Annotated in this window: 10 protein-coding genes and 1 pseudogene; 8 read left to right on the top strand and 3 right to left on the bottom strand. The window is 62.8% G+C overall.

The features are described 5' to 3' along the window. Nucleotides 1–103: 103 nt before the first annotated feature. The gene (locus tag ACIP5Y_RS06995; protein ID WP_400348284.1) at nucleotides 104–1048 is read right to left on the bottom strand and encodes an alpha/beta hydrolase; all 945 of its coding nucleotides are present in this window, start codon (nucleotides 1046–1048) and stop codon (nucleotides 104–106) included. Between the two features lie 1296 nt (nucleotides 1049–2344). Here ACIP5Y_RS06995 and ACIP5Y_RS07000 point away from each other — a divergent pair. From ACIP5Y_RS07000 to ACIP5Y_RS07030, 7 genes are all read left to right on the top strand, one after another. Next, nucleotides 2345–4858, top strand: coding sequence for a DUF6603 domain-containing protein (locus ACIP5Y_RS07000; RefSeq protein ID WP_400348286.1), 2514 nt, complete (start codon nucleotides 2345–2347; stop codon nucleotides 4856–4858). 6 nt (nucleotides 4859–4864) lie between these two features. Further along, nucleotides 4865–7066 (top strand): hypothetical protein, encoded by a 2202-nt coding sequence (locus ACIP5Y_RS07005; protein ID WP_400348288.1) that lies wholly within the window; start codon nucleotides 4865–4867, stop codon nucleotides 7064–7066. 2 nt (nucleotides 7067–7068) lie between these two features. Further along, the gene (locus ACIP5Y_RS07010; protein WP_400348290.1) at nucleotides 7069–10953 is read left to right on the top strand and encodes a discoidin domain-containing protein; all 3885 of its coding nucleotides are present in this window, start codon (nucleotides 7069–7071) and stop codon (nucleotides 10951–10953) included. Nucleotides 10954–10982: 29 nt separating this feature from the next. Further along, nucleotides 10983–11816, top strand: a complete 834-nt coding sequence (locus ACIP5Y_RS07015) for a hypothetical protein (RefSeq protein ID WP_400348292.1) — start codon at nucleotides 10983–10985, stop codon at nucleotides 11814–11816. 62 nt (nucleotides 11817–11878) lie between these two features. Then, nucleotides 11879–13663, top strand: coding sequence for a hypothetical protein (locus tag ACIP5Y_RS07020; protein WP_400348293.1), 1785 nt, complete (start codon nucleotides 11879–11881; stop codon nucleotides 13661–13663). Between the two features lie 677 nt (nucleotides 13664–14340). Beyond that, the gene (locus ACIP5Y_RS07025) at nucleotides 14341–14982 is read left to right on the top strand and encodes a hypothetical protein (protein ID WP_400348294.1); all 642 of its coding nucleotides are present in this window, start codon (nucleotides 14341–14343) and stop codon (nucleotides 14980–14982) included. Between the two features lie 151 nt (nucleotides 14983–15133). Then, nucleotides 15134–16588 carry a hypothetical protein gene (locus ACIP5Y_RS07030; protein WP_400348296.1) on the top strand — a complete coding sequence of 485 codons (1455 nt, stop codon included), beginning with the start codon at nucleotides 15134–15136 and terminating at the stop codon, nucleotides 16586–16588. Between the two features lie 148 nt (nucleotides 16589–16736). On the opposite strand, the pseudogene ACIP5Y_RS07035 reads toward ACIP5Y_RS07030, so the two are convergent. Both ACIP5Y_RS07035 and ACIP5Y_RS07040 read right to left on the bottom strand, forming a co-directional pair. Further along, nucleotides 16737–16967: pseudogene (locus ACIP5Y_RS07035) on the bottom strand (transposase); the annotation flags it as partial. A gap of 179 nt (nucleotides 16968–17146) precedes the next feature. Then, nucleotides 17147–17695 carry an SRPBCC family protein gene (locus tag ACIP5Y_RS07040; protein WP_400348298.1) on the bottom strand — a complete coding sequence of 183 codons (549 nt, stop codon included), beginning with the start codon at nucleotides 17693–17695 and terminating at the stop codon, nucleotides 17147–17149. 868 nt (nucleotides 17696–18563) lie between these two features. Here ACIP5Y_RS07040 and ACIP5Y_RS07045 point away from each other — a divergent pair. Continuing rightward, nucleotides 18564–19790 carry a glycoside hydrolase domain-containing protein gene (locus ACIP5Y_RS07045; protein ID WP_400348299.1) on the top strand — a complete coding sequence of 409 codons (1227 nt, stop codon included), beginning with the start codon at nucleotides 18564–18566 and terminating at the stop codon, nucleotides 19788–19790. Nucleotides 19791–20026 lie beyond the last annotated feature (236 nt).

Here is a 20026-nt window from a genome sequence, read left to right on the forward strand (position 1 = left end):
CATGGACCATTGCCGTGGTCAGCCGCAGGTACGTATTGCCGCGGGCCATTGCCGCTGACCGCGGCAAGCCGAACGCTGAGGTCACTGGTATGGACCCGACGGGCTAGGGCAGGTGGGCTTTGAAGAAGTCGCTGGCCTTTTCGGTTACCTGGTTCACCAAGTCCGGCTTGTCGTAGTAGTCGAAATGTGGGTCGACGCCCCACGCCAGCTCTTTCGGGCCTTTCAGCTCTTCGTAGAATGACTTGGTGACCTCCGCGGTGACGCACAGGTCGGAGGCGAACACAATCGCCGGGATGCTGATCAGCGGGGCGCTGTCGTAGGGGTGGAACCGAAGGATGTTCTCCAGGCTCATGACAACGGTCTCGTTCGTGAACTCCGGGACGTTGCCCCGGCTCGGGTTCTCGTAGTAGTCGCATTCCCCGGTGTAGAACGCGGTCGGGTCCGTGCTGCTGTACACGGTGATCCGTGCCGCTTCACCGGTGTTCTCGTAATGCTCCCGAGCCGCTGCCGCGGCCTGGATGTTGGCTTCCAGGGCTTCAGGGGCCTCACCGAGCCCCGCGGAGAGAACCTCGGGATTGGCGAGCATCGGGGCGACGAAGGCGACGACGGACAACCGCTCGTCGCGAGCGGCCAGGTCACCGACCGCGCCGCCGGAGGCACACACACCCAAGGCACTGACCGACCTCACATACGGCAACGACAACAGATACGTCACCGCGCTCGACAGATCCACCCGCTTGAGGGGCGAGTTCTCATACTGCCTCGGCTGACCTTCACTCTCGCCCCAATTGCGGTAATCCAGCGCCAACGCCACAAGCCCGCGTTCGGCGAGTTTCCGGGCGTAGGTTCCCGACATCTGCTCCTTGACCGAGGCGAAAGAGCCCGCCACGACGACGGCGCCATACCGTTTCGAGCTGTCGAAATCCTCGGGCTTGTACAGATCACCGGCCAACTCGAGGCCATCCGAGTCGAACCGAACCTTTTCCTTGGTCATTCCTGACTCCTGTGAACCATGGGCCGCACATTGAGTGCCCAACCCGGCCTGCATGAACTGAACTGTTTACGCCCTACAAACCGCAAAGGGCGCTGCCGAAAACGGCTTGTGAGACGTCGATCTGGCGGCAGTACTGCACGCCGAGAGCACCGACTTCGCGCGCCGACCGCTTCAGCGCTCACCGCGGTAGTGCCTGCCCCGCGGTAGCACCCAGACGGCCGAGGAGGACACAGATTCTTTCGATCGCCATGTGCCGCAAGGTCGGCGTCGATAGGGTCATCGTTTCTCCCGTCAAAAGAGTGCAGGTCACGATTCGGTATGAGAAAGGTGGATCAGAAAAGCCTTGCAGCTACCATCTAGTACGTCAGAGTACCCGATAGTAGCGGACAACGAAAGCAGAGAGGCCGCTCCCCCGACGAAAGGCGCGCCGAACTGGCCTACTCCGGCACGAGGACTTGGCAAAACTCACGAACGATGACGACTCGCGCAGTTACCGCGGCCTCGCTCGCGCGCAATGGCTGAGCGAGCGCCTGGACCGGATGCTCGACGCCGGACTGCAGTTGTTCGGCACCCGCAGATACTGTGCAGTGTCGATCTCCGATGCCTGTCAAGGCAGCGCTCACATCGGGCAGCATGTGGTCCCAGTCCGGAGCTTGCGAGCTTATACGCCAACGCAAAGTGTGAGCATCGCTGACCGATACGGGGAAATCGCACCAGTCGGAGCCACCATGATCTGAAGGGTGGCGTTGCCTGAGTGTCACCTGAGCCTGGATTTGTGTTCCCCGATGAAGTATCTGACGCCTTGGTTGAGTCGGTGATGGCCGGTCCAGCTAAGGCGGTGTCTCACATCGCTATTCGTGCCTTTGCAGATTCTTGAAGCAGTGAGTGCGGCAGAGCCGGATAAGGAAGCCTTGGTAGTGCGGCAGGCTGCAGGCTGCAATCGAGATCAAGTGCTCACTCACGAGTGGGTGTAGGCGGACATGCACTCAGTGGTAGCCCACGCCGTGCGCGACGATTGCAGGTCGAAAGTATCGATGGTCTCGGAGTTCTTGACGTGATTCCGTGAGGGGTTTCGCGATCGACCGGATATATGACTTTGCTACCCGCTGGATCGCTCCGGAGGCGATCATCTGTCGTGCTGGTGTATGTGATTCCTAGCCGGCCGGGTTCCAGTTTCGGGGCGAAGCCGACACGAGAGAGTGCGCCGAGGGGTCGGCCGGGTAATCCGACATATAACCGGGGGGTCGCTCAGGCAGGAAGAACCGCGGCCACCGTATACACGCGCTGCGAAATGATACCTGCGGGCTGAGACCGAGCGGGTTTCCGTGAAGCTGATCCTGGGAGATACCGATGACACTGTATGCGCTGCAAGTGGCGACTTCGACGACGTCGATCGGCCTATCGGATGTGCCGTTGGTGGGTGGTCTGGTACCGCCCGCCGCGGATCTAGCGGTGACCGGTGTACGGGTAATCGCCACATCGCAGCAACTGGACCGCACGATGCTGGATAAGGTGAACGCCGCGGTGCGAGCGGCCGATCCCGAGTTGCCCAAGTTTCCATCGCTACCACAAGCAAACGGATCCCACGGTCTGCCACAGGGTGCTGTGGTGACGGTGGACTATATGGTCCCCGGAGACGCGACCTCGACACCGCTGGTGATCCCCCTCACCCGCAACAACACTCAGCGTGCACTCGGCCGAAGCGGCGACGACTCCACCGGGGTGGCGGTGTGGGTACCGGTCGGCCGCACGTTCGGGCCGTTACAGGTGGATCGACTCGGCGCGGCCCTCGAGCAGGGAACAGTATGGTTGCTGCTCGATGCCTCATTGATCGCCTCCGGTGTGTCGATCGGGGTCTCGGGCCTGGGGTTGGGCATCGATTTGAACGATGGTTTCCGCGCGCGAACTCGGCTGTCGGGCCTGGCGGTAGGTGTGAATCGTCCACCGGTGCGCGTGGAAGGGATGCTGGTCAATCGGATTCCTCCGCCGGAGGGATACGACCTGCTGATCGAGGGCATGTTGGTGGTCGAGTTGCCCCAACTCGGCGCTGTCGCGATCGCGGCGTATCAACGACGGCGCCCCGATGGGATGCCATCGTTGTTCGCGCTGTGTCAGCTGAGCGGATTGAAGCTGGGGGCCCCACCGAAATTCGTGATCACCGCAATCTCAGCGGGAGTTGGGATCAACAGCAGTGTTCGGGTGCCGACCCAATCCGAAGTGGCGAAGTTCCCGCTGGTGTCGGGGATGGACAGTGAGGCGGGGACACCGCAGCAGGTGCTGGCGTCGTTGACGCAGGGTCCGCAGCCGTGGGTCACCCCAGCCGCCGGTCAACTCTGGATTGCGGGAGGGCTGGACTTTACGGTATTCAATTTCATCGCCACACGGGCACTGCTGCTGGTCGAGGTCGGAGACTCGTGGAAGGTGCTGCTGGCCGGCAAGACGACTGTCGACCTGCCGCGAAACAAGGCCTCGAAGAATCCGCTGGCGCGCGTGATCGTTAATTTCGCCATCGCCTATCAGAGCAACTTGGACCAGTTCTCGATGGATGCCGTGATCGCCCCTGGCTCCTACATCCTGGATCCGGCCGCCGCCCTGACCGGCGGCATCTCGTTCTACGTTTGGGGTGAGGCTGCGCCAGGAGGCCGTAAGGGCTTCGTGATCACCGCGGGCGGGTACCATCCCGCGTTCCGAATCCCGGATCACTATCCGCGACCGCCACGAGTGGGCTGGTCCTGGGCTCGGGACAACCTCGCGATCCAGGGCCAGGTCTATGGGGCGGTGACCGACGGCGCGCTCATGGCCGGTGGGCGGCTGGCCGCGGCCTACGACAACAGCCACGGGGTGGAGCTTCGAGCGTGGTTCACCGCTTATGTCGACGCCATCGTGCAGTGGAAACCGTTCTCCTTCGATGTGAACCTGGGTGTGAGCATCGGGCTCTCCGCGACGATCAAAGTATGGTTCGTGCGAGTGCGGGTGTCTCTGGACGTCGCTGTCGCACTGCAACTCTGGGGCCCCCCGATCGGCGGCCGCGCATGGGTGAAGGTGTGGTTCCTGTCCTTCGCGCTCGATTTCGGGACTCACCGGGAGCCCCCAGCGCCGGTGGCCTGGTCGGAATTCCGGGAGCAACTACCGGCTCCGATTCGGATCAACCTGGAGCAGGGCGGGCTGGCCGACGTATCCCCTACCGAGATCGAGGCCCGTAACTCCGCCAATCAGCCGACGTTGGTGTCCGTCGATGGGTTCACTGTCGTCACCGAAGCGGCCTTGCCCGCCACCGGCATCACCCTCAACGACGCGCCGGTGACCGGCGCCGCCGGTGGTGTCGTGAACATCCGGCCGATGAGCCAATCCGATGTCACATCCACCCACAAGGTCACCCTCACCCGCAACAACCAGCCCTTCAACGCGATCGATGCCGGTTGGACCGTGACGGTTGTTCGCAGGGACATGCCCCGGGCGCTATGGGGCAAGCCGTTGCAAGATCCGAACCAGGCCCTGCAGGAGGACGGACAGATCGACGGCTGCGCGGTCGGGCTGCGCTTACAGGCGCCGGCTCCCGCCGCCGGGCCCGCGGTGGGGCCGGTGACCTCTGCAGCGCTGGGACTCACCGATCTGGCTCCCGGCAACATGCCGCTGCGCAATGCGTCACCGATCGGTCCAGCTCCAACGCCAGCGCCGAACAGCATCCAGACGATCACCGACACCATGGCAGCCAATGCCGCGGTCATCAAGCGCCGTGCCGCACACGCCGCCCTGGCCGCGCTCGGAGTCGCACCCGGCACCGACGGGGCCGTGACCCGCTACGCCCGGCTAGCCGGATCCACCCTCACCGCCCCTCCCATGACCACTGCGAGCACGAGGTAGAACGCTATGTCCCCCCAGACCAATCTCGACGTCACCTTCCTCGACCACCTCCAACCGCGCGCCACCGCCGGCACCTATCGACTCGCGACCCACCAACAGCTCACCAAGAATGGCACCGCACTCGACACTGGTGATCCGCTGCCCACCGAAACCGATAGTTTCGAGGTACGCGCGGTGCGGTTCATCCTCGCCGAGTCTTCGATCCACGCCTACTATCCGCCCGCGGACAGCCGTGGCTTGTACACGCGGGTCCTACCCCACGTCACCCTGGATCGGGCGATCCTGCCGTGGGAACGCGAACTCGATAACAGGAAACGGCCGTGGCTGGCGCTACTGCTGTTCCGGGAAGGGGAACTACCCGACGATCCCCTAGCGCTCGGGCTCACTGTCTCCCGCACCGTCGCAGAGTTACTGGAGCCCGCCGAGCACGGTGTGCTGGGTCCCGTGCTGACCCCCGATATCCCGGAGGCGGTCAAGGCCAGTCCCTGCCGGACGATCGACGTGCCAGCTTCGATCTTCACCGCCGTCGTCCCCCACGCCGACGAGTTACCGTTCCTGGCGCATGTACGGGATGTGAAATTCCCCCCTCAGCGCCGCGATGACGGAGAAATCCTGCAAGAAGGCCGGTATGCGGTGCTGACCGGCAATCGTTTTCCGCGAACACAGGGTACCTACGTAGCACACATGGTCTCTTTGGAGGGATTCCAGACCGCACTCGGATCCGAGGACTTGCCGCCGCACACCACGGCCGTACGACTGTGCAGCCTGTCTTCCTGGTCGTTCACCAGCGATGCCACCGATATCGCGGACACGGGCCAACTACTCGAGAACCTTGTCGCTCCCGGCGCCACGGACCCGGAACACCTCGCGCTGCGCCTGACCGCTCCCTCGACGCCGGATCCGGACGGATCAGATGCGCAGGACTACGCACTGAGCCGACTGGGCCGCGGTTACGTCGCACTGCCATCGCGGCTACCGACCGGGGAACTCACCTACGCGTGGTACCGAGGACCCGGTACCCCCGTGACCGCCCCCACCGTGCCCACAGCCGAGACACCGCATACTACCGCCGATCATGCGCTGATCTACGAGGCCGAGCACGGGCTGTTCGATGTCAGCTATGCCGCGGCATGGACGCTGGGCCGCACCATCGCGCTGGCCGACCCCGACTACACCAGCGAGATCGTCCGGGCTCGGCGCGAGTTGGCCAACCGGGCCGCAACCCTGACTGCCCTGTCCGCCGATGCCGACGCGCCGCGCGCCAAATACGACCCCGACGCCCCCACCGGGCACTACGCATTCGACAGCCTGGCCAAGGATAACTTCGGCCAGAACCTCACCCGGGCACTGTCCGCCCCGCAACACGACGAACCAATATCCCCCCCGCCACGCAGGACTCAACTGACCAAGAGCGCCGCTCGCGAAGCTCTGCGGGACCCCGATCGCAGGGCAGCACTACGCCACGCCGTCGAGGGGCAGCTCGACACCATGCCACAGTGGCTGGATCGGCTCACGCTCCTGCACGGGGTTCCATTCTCCTTCCTCGTGCCCGACGCACGGATGCTCCCCCCGGAAACACTGCGACTATTCCGCATCGACCCGGCCTGGATCGCGGCGCTGCTGGCCGGCGCCCGCAGCGTCGGTATCCATACCACTCAGGACGACATGCTCGATCCGATCCTGCAGCAATGCTTCCAGAGCCACTCGACACAACCAGCCGCGGGGTTGCTGATGTCCTCGGAACTGGTCCGCGCCTGGCCAGTCTTCGATATCACCGCCACCCTCAAGGACACATCGGTCACCGAATTGCGCCGAGACCACCTGTCACCGACCGTGCTGCTGTGCCTGTTCGATGCCGTACCGGACCTGATCTCGATCAAGGAGCCTGCCCAGGGCATCCACTTCGGCCTCGACGACCATGAACGGATCCGCGTGCGCGGCCTCGATTCCGGTCCCTCGCTCGGTCTTCCCTCGGGATCCACCTTCCCCGACGCGGCGGGGGGCACGGTGTTCACCCGCTTCCTGCGACCGGCCGACGACACCACTGCCGATGTCCTGCATCTACAAGGCAACGGCGGCCTCGTACCCGCCCTTGATACAGCCCTCGGGAAGACGCTCTCCCCGAGTCAGTTCGCACTACAGCTGGTGAACGCTCCCCTCCGACAGAGCCTGCACGTGCAGCCGCCCACATCGACAGCCAGGAGCTAGCGATGACCGACACTGACCTGATTGTGCCCGTTAAGATCCACGCCCTCGTTGTCAACCCCAAAGTCCGCACCAGCCAACCGTTCATGCGATGGCGCCCCAACTTCAGCAGCATGATCAACGGCAAGACGAGTGCCGAGCCCGAACCCTACAACAACATCGACAACATTACCGGCGATGCCACCTTCGAAGGCGTGCACATCCAATGGGAACTCCCCGAAGCTCTCACCAAAGGATTCATCGACGGCACGACCGGTGATACCCGATTCCCGCTGGTTCCCAACCGGTGGCTGGTCGTCCGCTACACCGGCGACGAAGAGAATGTCGCAGGATGGGTAATCCACAGCGACTACCTGGAACGCGACGACTACTCGGGCAAATACGGTTATGGCACCAGCCCATACCTCAGCCCCCGCAGTACCCTCAACGCTCCCAAAGGAGACTGGATCGGCCGCGCCCACGATCTGTCTCTCGGGCCATGGCTAACGCCGGAAACCAAAGAGCTGTTCCTGACTGCGGTCGGCCCCGGCATACCCGCGTTCGCGGCCTTCCAGAGCTACCACCAGAATGTCTTTTCTTTCCACGACACCCTCGACGACCGCAAAGGTCCATCCGACAAGACCGTATTGAGCTATACCGTGATCGGCTGGTACTCCAGCGACGACGCCGACATTCTCACGACCACCACGAACAACCCCGACCTGCGCCTCCCCGCGACCAGCGGGATCGACGCAGTGTTGGCGGAACTGGGGTGGACCTGTCCCGACGATGTGCCCGCCACCGTGCGCCACAGCCTCTACGCCGGCACGGCACTGGGCATCGCATGGGACCCCGACGGCGACGCCCCCGATTCCGACATGCCGGATCGCACCCGCGTCAAGGTCGCACTCGGGCACAGCACTGCCGACGCCGCCGAGGCCCTGATCACCCACCAAACCCGCTCCACAGGTACCGGCGAACTGATCCGCGCCCTCTACCACGGCACCCTCGATACCTACGACGGCGCCGACGGCCCCACCGAACTCGACGACGACACCCACCGCTCCTGGTTCGCCGCCGGCGACGGCGGCTACATCTGGCAGATCGCCGACCGGCCCGGCGTCGACACCACACCGCAGGCCGCCACCGCGCTACCGCAATGGCTCGACACACTCAACACCAACCAGGCCGCCTACGACACCGCTCTGCATCAACTCGATCACCTGCAGTGGCGGTTGTGGACCCTGTGGTGGTTGCATCACCTCCCCCAGGACCAGCGTCCCCCGAATCTGGAGGAGACCTTCGATGAGACTTGCGAACGTGAACTGAATCCCAACCAGACCGGCAGTCTCGCCGAAAGGACCCGAGCCCAGCAGGTCACCGTCACCACCCTGCGCGCAAGCATCCCGCACGGCACGACCAGCGCGGAGCTGCAAGCCGCTATCGATGCCTACGCCGCCGCCAACAATCTCCCAAAAACCAAGGAACTGAAGCGAATACCGCGGGAAGCGTTCCACGTCCCCGCTGATCCCGTTGTCGTGCTCGAGGGGCCGGGTAACACCGAGCCGCTGACTCGCGAGGACACCCTTCTACCCTGCCGCCTGCCCTCGAAACTCCTCACCGAGGTCAACATCAACGGCACCTGGAGCGGCCCACCCGATCAGCTGCCGACCCCTGATCTGACCGGCCTGCCCTCGGTGTGCGACGCGCTGATCGCCGAGTTCTACATGCTGGACAAAGCGGCCCGCACCTCGGTCGGCAGCGACAGCACAGCACTGCACGCCATCCTGGCCGACCCGGGACTGGCCCGCGGTCGCCTCGCCGAATACACCGCACCATGGCGGCAACCCTGGCTGCCGATGTATCTGCAATGGGACCTCCACTACTGCCCCACCCCCTACCGCACCGACGGCCAAACGCACTGGACCTTCAACGGCGACACCTACGACTGGAACGGCACTGGCGCCCCCGCCGGCGACGACGAAGGTGACCTCCGCTTCACTGTCTTCCGCGGCCGCTCCTTCCTCACCCCGACGTTCACCTACACGCTGCGGGCGCAACTGGCCCGCTACCTGGCCACCGGGCAAGCCACGTCACTACGCGCATTCCGCGATGAGGTGGCAACCTGGGACCTGCTGTCGCAAACCCTCGACGGTTTCAACGATTGGCTCCTGCAACACGACGGCACTGCCCGGCTCGTCACGGATCCGAGCATTGCGCCGCTGGTGGGTCCTACCAATTATGTCCCCGATCCCGCCTCCACCGGCACCAAGCGCTTCCAGCCGGTCCGTGCCGGCCAGTTCTTCTTCCTCGACCTTCGCGTCGTCGATCGTTTCGGCCGAGTCATGGACATCGTCAATACACAGAACTACCAACAATTCCCGCCCGTCCGCGCAGCCAGTGTCACTCCCAGCAAACCGCTCTACACCCATCCCAGCGAACCCTTCGGTAAGCAGCGCTTCATTCAACTGCCCCCTCGTATTCTCCAGGACACCCGGCTACGCCTCGAACCTATCAACGCTGTCTCCGGCGATACACCGCTGGTCGGGTGGCTGCTGATCAACTACCTCGATCGCACACTGCTCATCTACGCCCCCGACGGCCACGCCCTGGGCGAACTCCGCATCACCGCAGAAAAAGCCACCAGCTGGACTCCACTGCCCCACGCGCCGGACACCGCGCAGTACCCCGAGCTCTCCGCGTTCCTTACCGGACTCCGCGCACAACCCGTGGCAGCGTTCGAGGCCCTGCTGGACACGATCGATGAGGCCCTCGACACCATCATCGACTCTGCGCCCGACAGCGATGACAGTCCCGTGCGGCTGCTCGGGCACCCCCTCGCCCTCATCCGCGCTGACCTGAGTCTCGAACTGTCGGGCCCACCGCTGACCGACCCCAGCTGGGACCAGGTCCTCACCCCACCCGAAGCGACCTACCCCACCTACACCTGGCCCGTCCGATTAGGTGGCCGAGAGCGGCTGACCGACGGCCTGATCGGCTACTTCTCCTCCGATGAGGTCGGGGGCCCGGTCAGCTACGACCACCTGCACGCCGTGACCCAGAACAGCGGCAGCGACTACATCCGGCCGATCGGCACCGGGACCGATCTCGCCCTGCCCGCGCGACCCCGTTCCTCCGAGGCCGCCATCCGCCGCATCATCCTGCTCGCCGAGCCACATACCCCCATCCATGCCACCACCGATATCCTCCCCGTCACCACGTTGACTCTCGACGCGGACACCACCCACCAGGCCCTGGCCCGCATGCGCGCCTCGTTCCGGCTCACCCCTCTCCTCGCCCCTGGACGTGCCCTGACGAGTCAGTTGGCCGCCACCTCGATGGGGGTGTCCGGCGACTACGCACCAGCCAACATGCTCGACGGCGACCTGACCACCTTCTACTGGAGCGGCGAGTGGGTAAAGCAAGACGACTGGGTCGCAGTCGACTTCGCAAGCCCCCAGAGCGTAACCAAGGTCGACATATACCTGGGCAGGCCCGAACGAGATTACCTATTCGAAACCCCGTTCGACCTGCAGTATTCCACCGATGGCAGTTCCTGGACCAATCTCGCTCGCTACAACGGAAGAGACACCACCGAAGTCCACTACACACCACCGTCGGGGCCGCTGACAGCCCGGGCACTTCGTGTGAAGTCCAGCGGCGGCCAGGGCTGGAGGGTCGCGATCCGCTCCTTCGAAGTCACCACCGATCCCCCGGCCAATGCGGTCGTGATGCCACGGCCCGCCGCCTGGCACGGTAGCTGGACCTGGGCCGAACCTACGGACACCTCCGCCTGGAACGAGCTCTCGATACTCCCCGCCGACACCCAGCCCCACCTCGGCGACCCCACCCCCGTCGCCCGATCCGGTTACCTCCAACTCGACCCCAAGCCCGCCGACGCCCAATCCTGAGCCCGCCTCGGCCAACGAAGGAAGCGACCATGCCGCCAGAAACCACCACACTACCGATTCGCGTGCGGACTACACCCGAGCTACTGGTCCTGGATGCGGCCGAACCCGTCTATGGTGCCCTGCATGTCACCGCTGGCGAAGGAGTCCAGCGCTCCATTCCCGTTCGCTGCAATCAGATCACCATCACCGTGCCCACCGGAACCGGCGACAAAGCATTCAGTCGACACCTGGAGGACATCACCACCACCATCACTCCGGTGTATGGAAAAGACCAAGGCCGGCAATGGGGCATCATCAAAAACACGACCGACCCCAAGCAGACCGTGTTCATTTGCACACCCGAAAGCCCCGCGACGTTCGACGGTACCTGGACGGTCACCTTCACCCTCGACGCCATCCCCATCAACCCCGAAAACAAATCCGAAGCAACCATCGAAATCTCCACTGCCACCGCTACCGACGCAACTCGGGACTACACCCCGCATCAAATTCACGTCGACACACCGATCGTCGACACCCAACAACAACAAACCCAACAAAAGGTGGGTCTGCTAGACGAACACGCTGCGTTGCAGGCCCGACACGGTGGGCTAGTTCCACCTTTCACCGTGTATGTGAAGGACAAGAGCAGCAACTGGTTGGCGGGAGCATTGATTGTTCTCACGATCACCGATGGAACCGCGTCCGGATCCTTCTCGGGCGAGAGTACGACCATAATTCGGAAGAGTGGAAACGGCGGTCAGGCCGGCAAAGTGAATATCGATGATCTGACCGCGGGTTCCAGTCCTGGGAAATTCTTTCTTACAGCTGAGGCGCCTGGCAGTGGGGCCGCCCCGGTGATCATCACCGTCGATGTCACTTAGCTTTCATCGTTGTTGTCACCGTCGGCATCGTTGCCGGCGACTCTGTCCGAAAGGGCTGGCCCATGATCTATTACGACCGCGCGACCAGAGCGGCGTTACTCGTTCCTCTGCTCGTCACCGACCCCGACCCGGTCGCCGTCAGCACCGTCACCCAAACCTCCTACGCCCGCCTGGAAATCACCATCGGCAACCTCGGCACGGGATACTCGCGATCGATCCTCGACCCGGAGGCCACCGACAGCCGGAACGGGCGGACGGGGGACTGGCCCATCTATTGCAGCAAGATCATCATCACGGTACCGACCGGAGACGGCCCCACCGAGCTCACCGCAGCCCCGGCCGGCATTGGCACCGCAACAGCCACGAGTGGGTCACCTGTCCCAGGCAGGCGATGGACCATCACAAAAAACTACAACGACTCGAAAAAGGCGGTGTTCACCTGCATACCCGAGGAGACCGCCATGTTCGACGGCACGTCGACCGTCACTTTCATCCTGACATCGGTCGCGGTCAACAGAACGCCAGGCACCGTCATCATCGACGTCACCGAAGACGCCTCCACTAACGCGACGAACGGATTCAAGATGGAGACCACACAGATCCCACTCCCCAAAACGGATGACACATTCTTCTTCCGCAACCTCCACCCCCACAAACCCATGATCAACCGCGGCGAGCGAATCACCCTCAACTGGGAAGGAGCCGCCACCGCCACCTACACCCTCTACCAAGACGACAAACCCGGAATCCCAGTCGGCGGCGCCACCTGGACCTCCCCCGAATCTCTCACCGGTCCCGCCAACTTCACCCTCAAAGCCACTGTCGCCGTCGGGTCCGAATCCTTCGACTACTACCTCACTACCAGCGTGCTCGTCAAAAACCCCGATATCACCGCCAACAATATCATCATAGACGGAACCAGCAATATCAAAGGAACAACCACACTCAGCGGCGACGTCACCATCGCCAACGGCAAGAAACTCACCGCCACCGGCCCCGTTGACGTCCAAGGCCTCCTCTACGCCAAGGGAGACCTCACAGTCGCAGGAAAGAGCAATGTCAACGGAACCATCGCGCTGAACAACGACGTCACCATCGCCAACGGCAAGAAACTCACCGCCTACGGCCCCGTCGACATCCAAGGCCCCAGCACCTTCGACGACGTCCTAACAGCCAATAAACGAGTGTATATAAATAGCCCGTTAGACGTGCGCAGCTATGTTTACGTGAAGGAAAACGTATGGATCGCCCCCACGTGGGAGCAACGTCAGAGAGCAATCAAAGAGAAGGATAATATTCAACTCTACAACATTGCGGATGTCGACGTTCGGAGTGGATTTCTTTACCATAGCAGAATGCGATCTGGCGACTACGACATTGCCTGTGTCCATGATCCGGGACCGGGCTACTACCTCAATAACTCCACCTTCAGTGTCCGCTTCCGCTCGTCGGGGGCCAGGTCCGAGCAGGTGATCGACGAGCTGGATCGGTTGTCGCTCTCAGCCGAGCAGGAACTGATCCAGCAACGTGTGATCGCACTGACCGCGGGGGAGGGGGCTGCTGGTGTCGGTCGCGGCGAGCTGGTTCCCAACGTGTATCTGCTGGCCACGGACAAAGACGGTACACCGGTGGGCCAAGCACTCATCGTGCTCGAAGTGACCAACGGAGAAGCCTCCGCGTCGTTCGATGACGATTCCACCACCGCGACAGTGTTTACCCACGCCGGCGCCGGAACCATCCAACTGCCCCCGCTGAGGACCGGAACCACTCCCGGCACCTTCACTCTCACGGCCACCGCACCCGACAGCCCCTCCGAACCAGCCTCCTTCACCATCCAAGTCGACTGACCCGGATTGACTTCAGACATTGTGGACACCTTCAGTAGTGGGAAGGCCGGATAGTCCGAACCGCAAAGCATGGCACGGACCCGAAGACACGGCAGTATCGGATTGCGGTTCCGTACCCTCGCTGGAGGTCGCCCGGCCACCCACGACACCACCACCGGGCACGGCCGTATCGAACACCGCAGCTTGCAGATCGTGACCGCGCCACCCGGTATCGGCATCCCCATGCCCGTCAGCTGGTCCATGTCGTCCGCGACCTGCTCATCGGCGCCGGCGACCGCGTCCTGGCCGCCCCTCCGCAACACCGCGACCGGCTTGCATCGGCTCGACGGCGCTACTCAACATCGCCGAAGCCTGCCGCCCGCTCCGCCTTCGCCCCCAACCGCAGAATCGAAATCCTCAACCAGAAACCCCCAGCTCACAAGCTTGATAACCGACAACGCCGCCACCCGGGCCAGCCCCGGTGTTCCCGGGGCACGAGGGCAAAAGCATGCATCCGGATATAGAACCGATAGAGATGGTGGGACTGGCTGACCCGACATTGCGGTTCCAATCGTCACCGAAGCACTCCTGCACCATCTGCAAAAAGTCCCCAACGGTAACGGGGTTCTGCAGGAACGCAGCACCGTAGAGCATTGTGCCCTCCGTGCACGTCGATGCAGTCGACGAAAGGATTCCATATGCCTACCCTGACTTGTTACAGAGCCGAGAAAGAGCAGTCCTGGGGGACGCCCGAACTCCGCTTGTGCGATGGACTGACCGTTCGCGACCCTCTGCCGGGAGGGCAATTGCCGAAGATAAACGCGACGCAAGCCAGGGACTCCCTCATCCTTCAAGTGTGGGCGGCCATAAAAAATGAGATCGACAAAGAATTCGGACTTCCCAGGAAAAAGGTTGATGCCTTCGCGCAGTCCCTGCGACAATCAGGAAAGGTTTACGCAATTGCAACCGCAGCAACCAGAGAGGGGGCATACGAAGGTTTCAATTACGTGATCGAGATCCCTAATGCTCGAACATTTCGCTGGGGGGACAATCTAAGCATTGGCGAGGAAGTTGATTGGGTCGGAAATACCGGAAAAATTGACGCCCACTATATCGTTCTCAATGCGGAAAGTATTGAGCAATCAACCGTCCTCGGCTTCGGGCACAAAGCCGGCACCTACGAGATCACATTTTTTACCGATATTCCCACCGCTTGGATCAAGTCGGTGAACGAAAAGCCCGTCTCGGATTGGAAGATCAAGAAGAAGTCTGAATTCACTATCGAAGACAGACGAAAGATGGGCAAACTGGTTCGGCCACCCTTTAAATGGACGCCTTAGACGGGGTCCCACATGACCGATTCGGCTCTGACCTTGTAGCAGTGATTCGAGCCGAACCTCGGCATTAGCGCAATCGAATCAGATACGGGGCAAACGAATCACGACGACACGAGGCGGATCTCATAATCCCCAAAGATAAGAAGGAAACGTCATGCCACTCCGAATTTCCGACCTCAAAACTGCGCTGACCGGACCCACACTCGAGATATCGCCGGAGTTCCTTCAATTGGGTCATGCTACCGACCTGTTCACCAGATTCTTCAACGATGCAATGTTGCGGGTGAACACGAACTTCATCGACCTTGAAGCACTGGTTATCGTGGGATCGGTCCCGATCATCGGGCAGGCTCCGTCCGACACTCGCGTTGTCTTCCTCGCCGACGACGCCGAGGAGTATCTCGTCGGCATCCGCATCGACGTGGTCCTGCTGCCCACCGGCCCCGGATTGCCCCCCGAACTGGCCCATATTCCCACCGCACTGGAGCAGTTGGGGCTCGGTCCGCAGCATCTGGTCTTCGGTATCGAGCCGGATGGGGGTTCCCTCTCGGATGGAGCCAGCGTACCGAACCGTCCGCGGATCGGACTCGGTATCGAGCTGCTATTTCCCAACCCTGCCGTCGATCCCCGCCCATACGTCTGGGCATACCCACCGGCAAAAGCAGACCAGCCCTGGAATTTCTTCGGGGTGTTCGATGACGTCCCACTCAGCGGTCTCGATGACCTGCACAAACTTTCCGATGGTAATTTCGACCTACCAGAGGGCCTGATACCTGACAATCTGAGACTGAACGCGCTCGCGTTCGACATCATCCCCGCCGACGCTGCACTCAAGACCGATCTGCAGTGGCTGTCCCTGGGAATCGGGTTAAAACTGGCCGGAAAATGGGAAATATGGCCCAACGTGCTCACGGTGGAGAATTTGGACACCGCCTTCACCGTCAGCAGCCCTCTGAGTCGGCCAATGGTTTCCGTCGTTGTCGGCGGCCGTGTCGAGCTGGCCAATGAGATCCGGGTCGATGTCACCGTGATGCTTCCAAACAAGTCGCTCGCGGGAAATCTGGCCAGCCGGTTGGAGATCGGAACAGTTCTAAAGGGACTTTTCGGAGAAATCCCGTTACTCGAAAAACTCGCTGTCAGCCATCTGATTGTATCCGCCGAAATGAGCAACGATCCGGGCTATGCTCTCGACCTCACGCTCGATAACGTCTTGCCAGTCGTCGAGGGCTTGATGCTCTCCAAGGTGAACCTGCGCGTGATGAAGGAAGCCAGCCAGGTCACAGCCACCATCGACGCGGCGTGGCAGTTGGGGGACAAAGCCTTCGACGTGGTTGGTACATGGTCCTCCGGCAGCGGCTGGACGTTCACGGCCACGGCCCCTAGCCCCGGCATCGCACTCACCGATGTGCTCGCCCAGTTCGACCTCGAACTTCCGGACATTCCACACCTACTGAATCCTACTGTGGTTCGTCTCTCCCTCAGATATGAACCCACCGGCAAGTCCCTGGTCATCCATACAGTGACAGAACATTTCGAGCTCGCGTTCGTCTCTCTTCCTGAAAGCCCACGTAGTGACGACCTGGATTCCCGATCGGTACTGTCACGCTGACCTCGATCCTTCTTGAGGCATCCATGGTGACGTGACGTGGCACATCCCCGAGTGTCCGTCGGTGCGGCCGAGTTGCACAGGGCCCGGTGGTGGGACTCCTTCGTGGCGGTGTGTGCTGGTCAGGTGGTGCGTAGGCGGTCCATCCCGGCAGCTTCGAGATCTTCACCTCGACGTCACCACTGGTCGTCGAAACGGTGTTGGGCCGGTAGCCGTTGCGGTGAGTGGTGCGGTCCTCGGCGCGTTCGTAGCGGCCGCCACGGAAGGTCTCGGTGGCCTCGGCTGCGATCAGCGCCTGCGGGCCGGCGCGGATCAACTCGACGAACACGGCCGCCGGATCAGCGTCCTTGAGCCGGTACCGGTCCCAAAGGCTTCCGTGGATGTCGGTTCGGGACCACGCCGACCAGCCGAGTCGAGCGCCAACCACCGCCGGACCGCGGACCTGGCGGGAATCGACCCCGGCTCATTGATCCTGCAGCGCACTGTTCGAACCGCGCGGCAAAGAGGGCGTATTGCCGCTCCTGTGTCGTGGCCCGCTGCATGGGCTTTCACGGCGTGTTGTCAGGCGCTTCCCGATTGTTGCCGGCGCACCGCCGCGGAAACCAAGTTGGGCAGGGCACCGACGATCGCGCGGGTCCAGATCCGACCGAAAAACGGCGACATCGGCTTCAACAGCAGAGGAAGCTCACAACCCATCCGATAAGTGATGCGGCAACTGCCTTCGCCGAGCGACTCGAGCCCGAAGCCCTCGACCAGCTTCGCAAAGACCCTCGGCCGACAATCGATGCCGGTGAACGCCCACACGGCGGGTTCCTCCCAAGCGATGAACCACTCCCGAACCCGCAGAGCCCCACGCGCAATAACAAGAGTGCGCGTCGACCCCACTCCCGACTCCGGCTGCGAGGTCGGCTCCGCCGCACTCACACCCATACCGATCCACTCCGGCCACCGCCGGTGATCGGCCAGCACCGCGAACACCACCCGCGCCGGCACCGGACACTCGATCGACGCCGTGGACTTCACCGGCGCCACATCGAAATACGACATGTCCTGCGGTTCAAGCGATCCCATACCAATCACACCCCACTTCAACAGTAGCTTCACAGTCACGGACATCTGGCTGGATAGCCAACCAGACACTGGATTAGGTGCATCGTTCTCTAAACGAATGCCGACATCGTGACAACCATCTGTCATTCGCAATTCTCGGATCTAGTACTCTATCGTACTAGATAGAATCTGTCGACGGTGTTACCGGACGTTCACGTCGAAGCGCACTTCGCAGCTGGGGGCGGCCGGGCCACCGATATGGGTTCAGCCGGCCCGAATGACGGGTCGCGGCGATCAAGGGCGGGGCGTTATGCCCATCGATAGCACGTCGGTCGGTACCCGGATCACTATCGGCATGCGGAGGGCGGCCAGGTACGGCGCCTCTGTCGGTGTGCCCTCCTGTGAAGCCGACGCAACAGTACGCCCCGAGCCACCGCGCGCAGCCTCGACGGCCGCCTGTGGCTTGTCGAGTTCGATAGTGCGGCGTGCGCGAATGTCCGAGTCGAGAACACCGTGATCCCGTGGCGCGGGCGCGTGGGTAATTACCGGTCGAGCGCGAAAGCTGCTCTTTGTGAGGCAGTTTCGTCGCGGTACGCGGCTGGACACTGGTTTTCCTCCACCTCACCCCGAGCTGTGACAACCCCGACACCGTCACCAACAGCCCGACGCGAGGGGTGATCCCGCGCCGTGGACCCATAACCCAGGGTCACCGCGACGACAAGTTTCCCCACTTCGCTCTGAAACCGTGATCGCTGGTGACCGTCGCCGGAAGTCGCATCGATGCGGCACATTCCGGCAGACAACAAGGGAGCAGCGGCATTCCGGTTGCTCCGGTCGCGTCCTGGACCTTCCGGGGCCAATCACACGATTCGCGGTCTCACCCGGAGTCAGGTTCGGGTCGGTCCGTGCCTCTTCGAGGAGCATTCGTATGGCAACTGCAGTGGACTTCGCCGCGCGATTCATCGACCCGCGCGCGATCGAGGCCGCGGGACATAGCGCGGTGTTGGTGTATGTGAGCCCGAGCCGGCCGGGGGCGAGTTTCGGTGCCAAACCAGTGACCCGCGACTACACCGATCGCGTGCGGGCGGCCGGGCTCGAGGTCGTCAGTATCTGGCAGTACGGCAAGCCCGGCAATGCGGCGGCGCCGTCGGACTGGACAACCGGCTACGAGGGCGGCTACCGGATGGCGTTACAGGCCCGTGACAACCACTTCGCCGGCGGGGGGCCCGGCTACTGCCCGATCTTCTTCGCCGTCGACGACGACCTCGACCTCGCGCAGTGGAACTCCACGGCGGTCGATTTCTTCCGCGGTGCCGGGGCGGCCATCGGCCCGGAGTGGGTCGGCATCTACGGCCATTCCCGCGCGTGTGCCTGGGCCATCGAAGACGACGTCGTCGGCCGGACCGCCGAGGGCCGGTACTGGGTCTGGCAGACCCGGGCATGGAGCGGCGGCGCCCGCGAACCGGCGGCGGTCCTGTACCAGCGCACAATCGACACGCCCACCGATCCGGGCCCGCTCATCGACGGCTCATCGGTCGACGTCAGCGATATCCTCGCCGGTGACTACGGCCAATGGTCGCTCGACCGCTCCCCCGCCCCGGTAACAACGGTGGCGACCAAACCCGATTACGTGGAAATCGACCGGATGGGCGATTCCTGCTCGAGCCGGTACGGAGCCCGGATCACGAACATCCTGCTCCACACCCAGGAGGGCAACGGCACCGCCGAATCGCTGGCCCGCTACCTCAACGACACCGACAACCAGGTCAGCTACCACTACACCATCGGTGACGGCATGGTGTGCGATGTGGTCGACACCGATTACGCCTCATGGTCGGTCCTCGACGCCAACCCCTACACCATCAACATGTGTTTCGCCGGATCGTTCTCCTCCTGGTCGCGCCAGCAGTGGCTCGAACACGACAACGACCTCCGCATCGCCGCGTGGCTGGCCGTGCAGGACGCACGCAAATACGGCGTTCCCACCGAAGTGATCGCGCCACCCTATCGACGCGCAGATGGAATCAGCGACCACAAATACGTCACCGAATGCCTCGGAATCGGCACACACACCGACGTCGGACCCAACTTCCCCTGGGACACCTTCAACACCTACGTCTACGAGTTCACACAAGCCGGCACAGCCACCCCATGAACATCGACATCGAAGCCATTCGACGGACCAGACGGGTACCGTTCACCGACCACACCGCCCGCGTGATCGACCCGGCCCGGAATACGAACGGGCGCTTGATGATCGATCCTGCTGCCGGTGCTGCGATCTTGGACAGTTCGCGGTTGTTCCCGCCTCCGAGTGGGCTGCAGATCAATGGGGTCGACTCAGCGTGTGCTTCGGGTGCGGATCCATGCAAGCACCAGGACCGCAGGCGG

Source organism: Nocardia sp. NPDC088792, assembly GCF_044750615.1.
In the GTDB taxonomy this organism is placed as follows: Bacteria; Actinomycetota; Actinomycetes; order Mycobacteriales; family Mycobacteriaceae; genus Nocardia.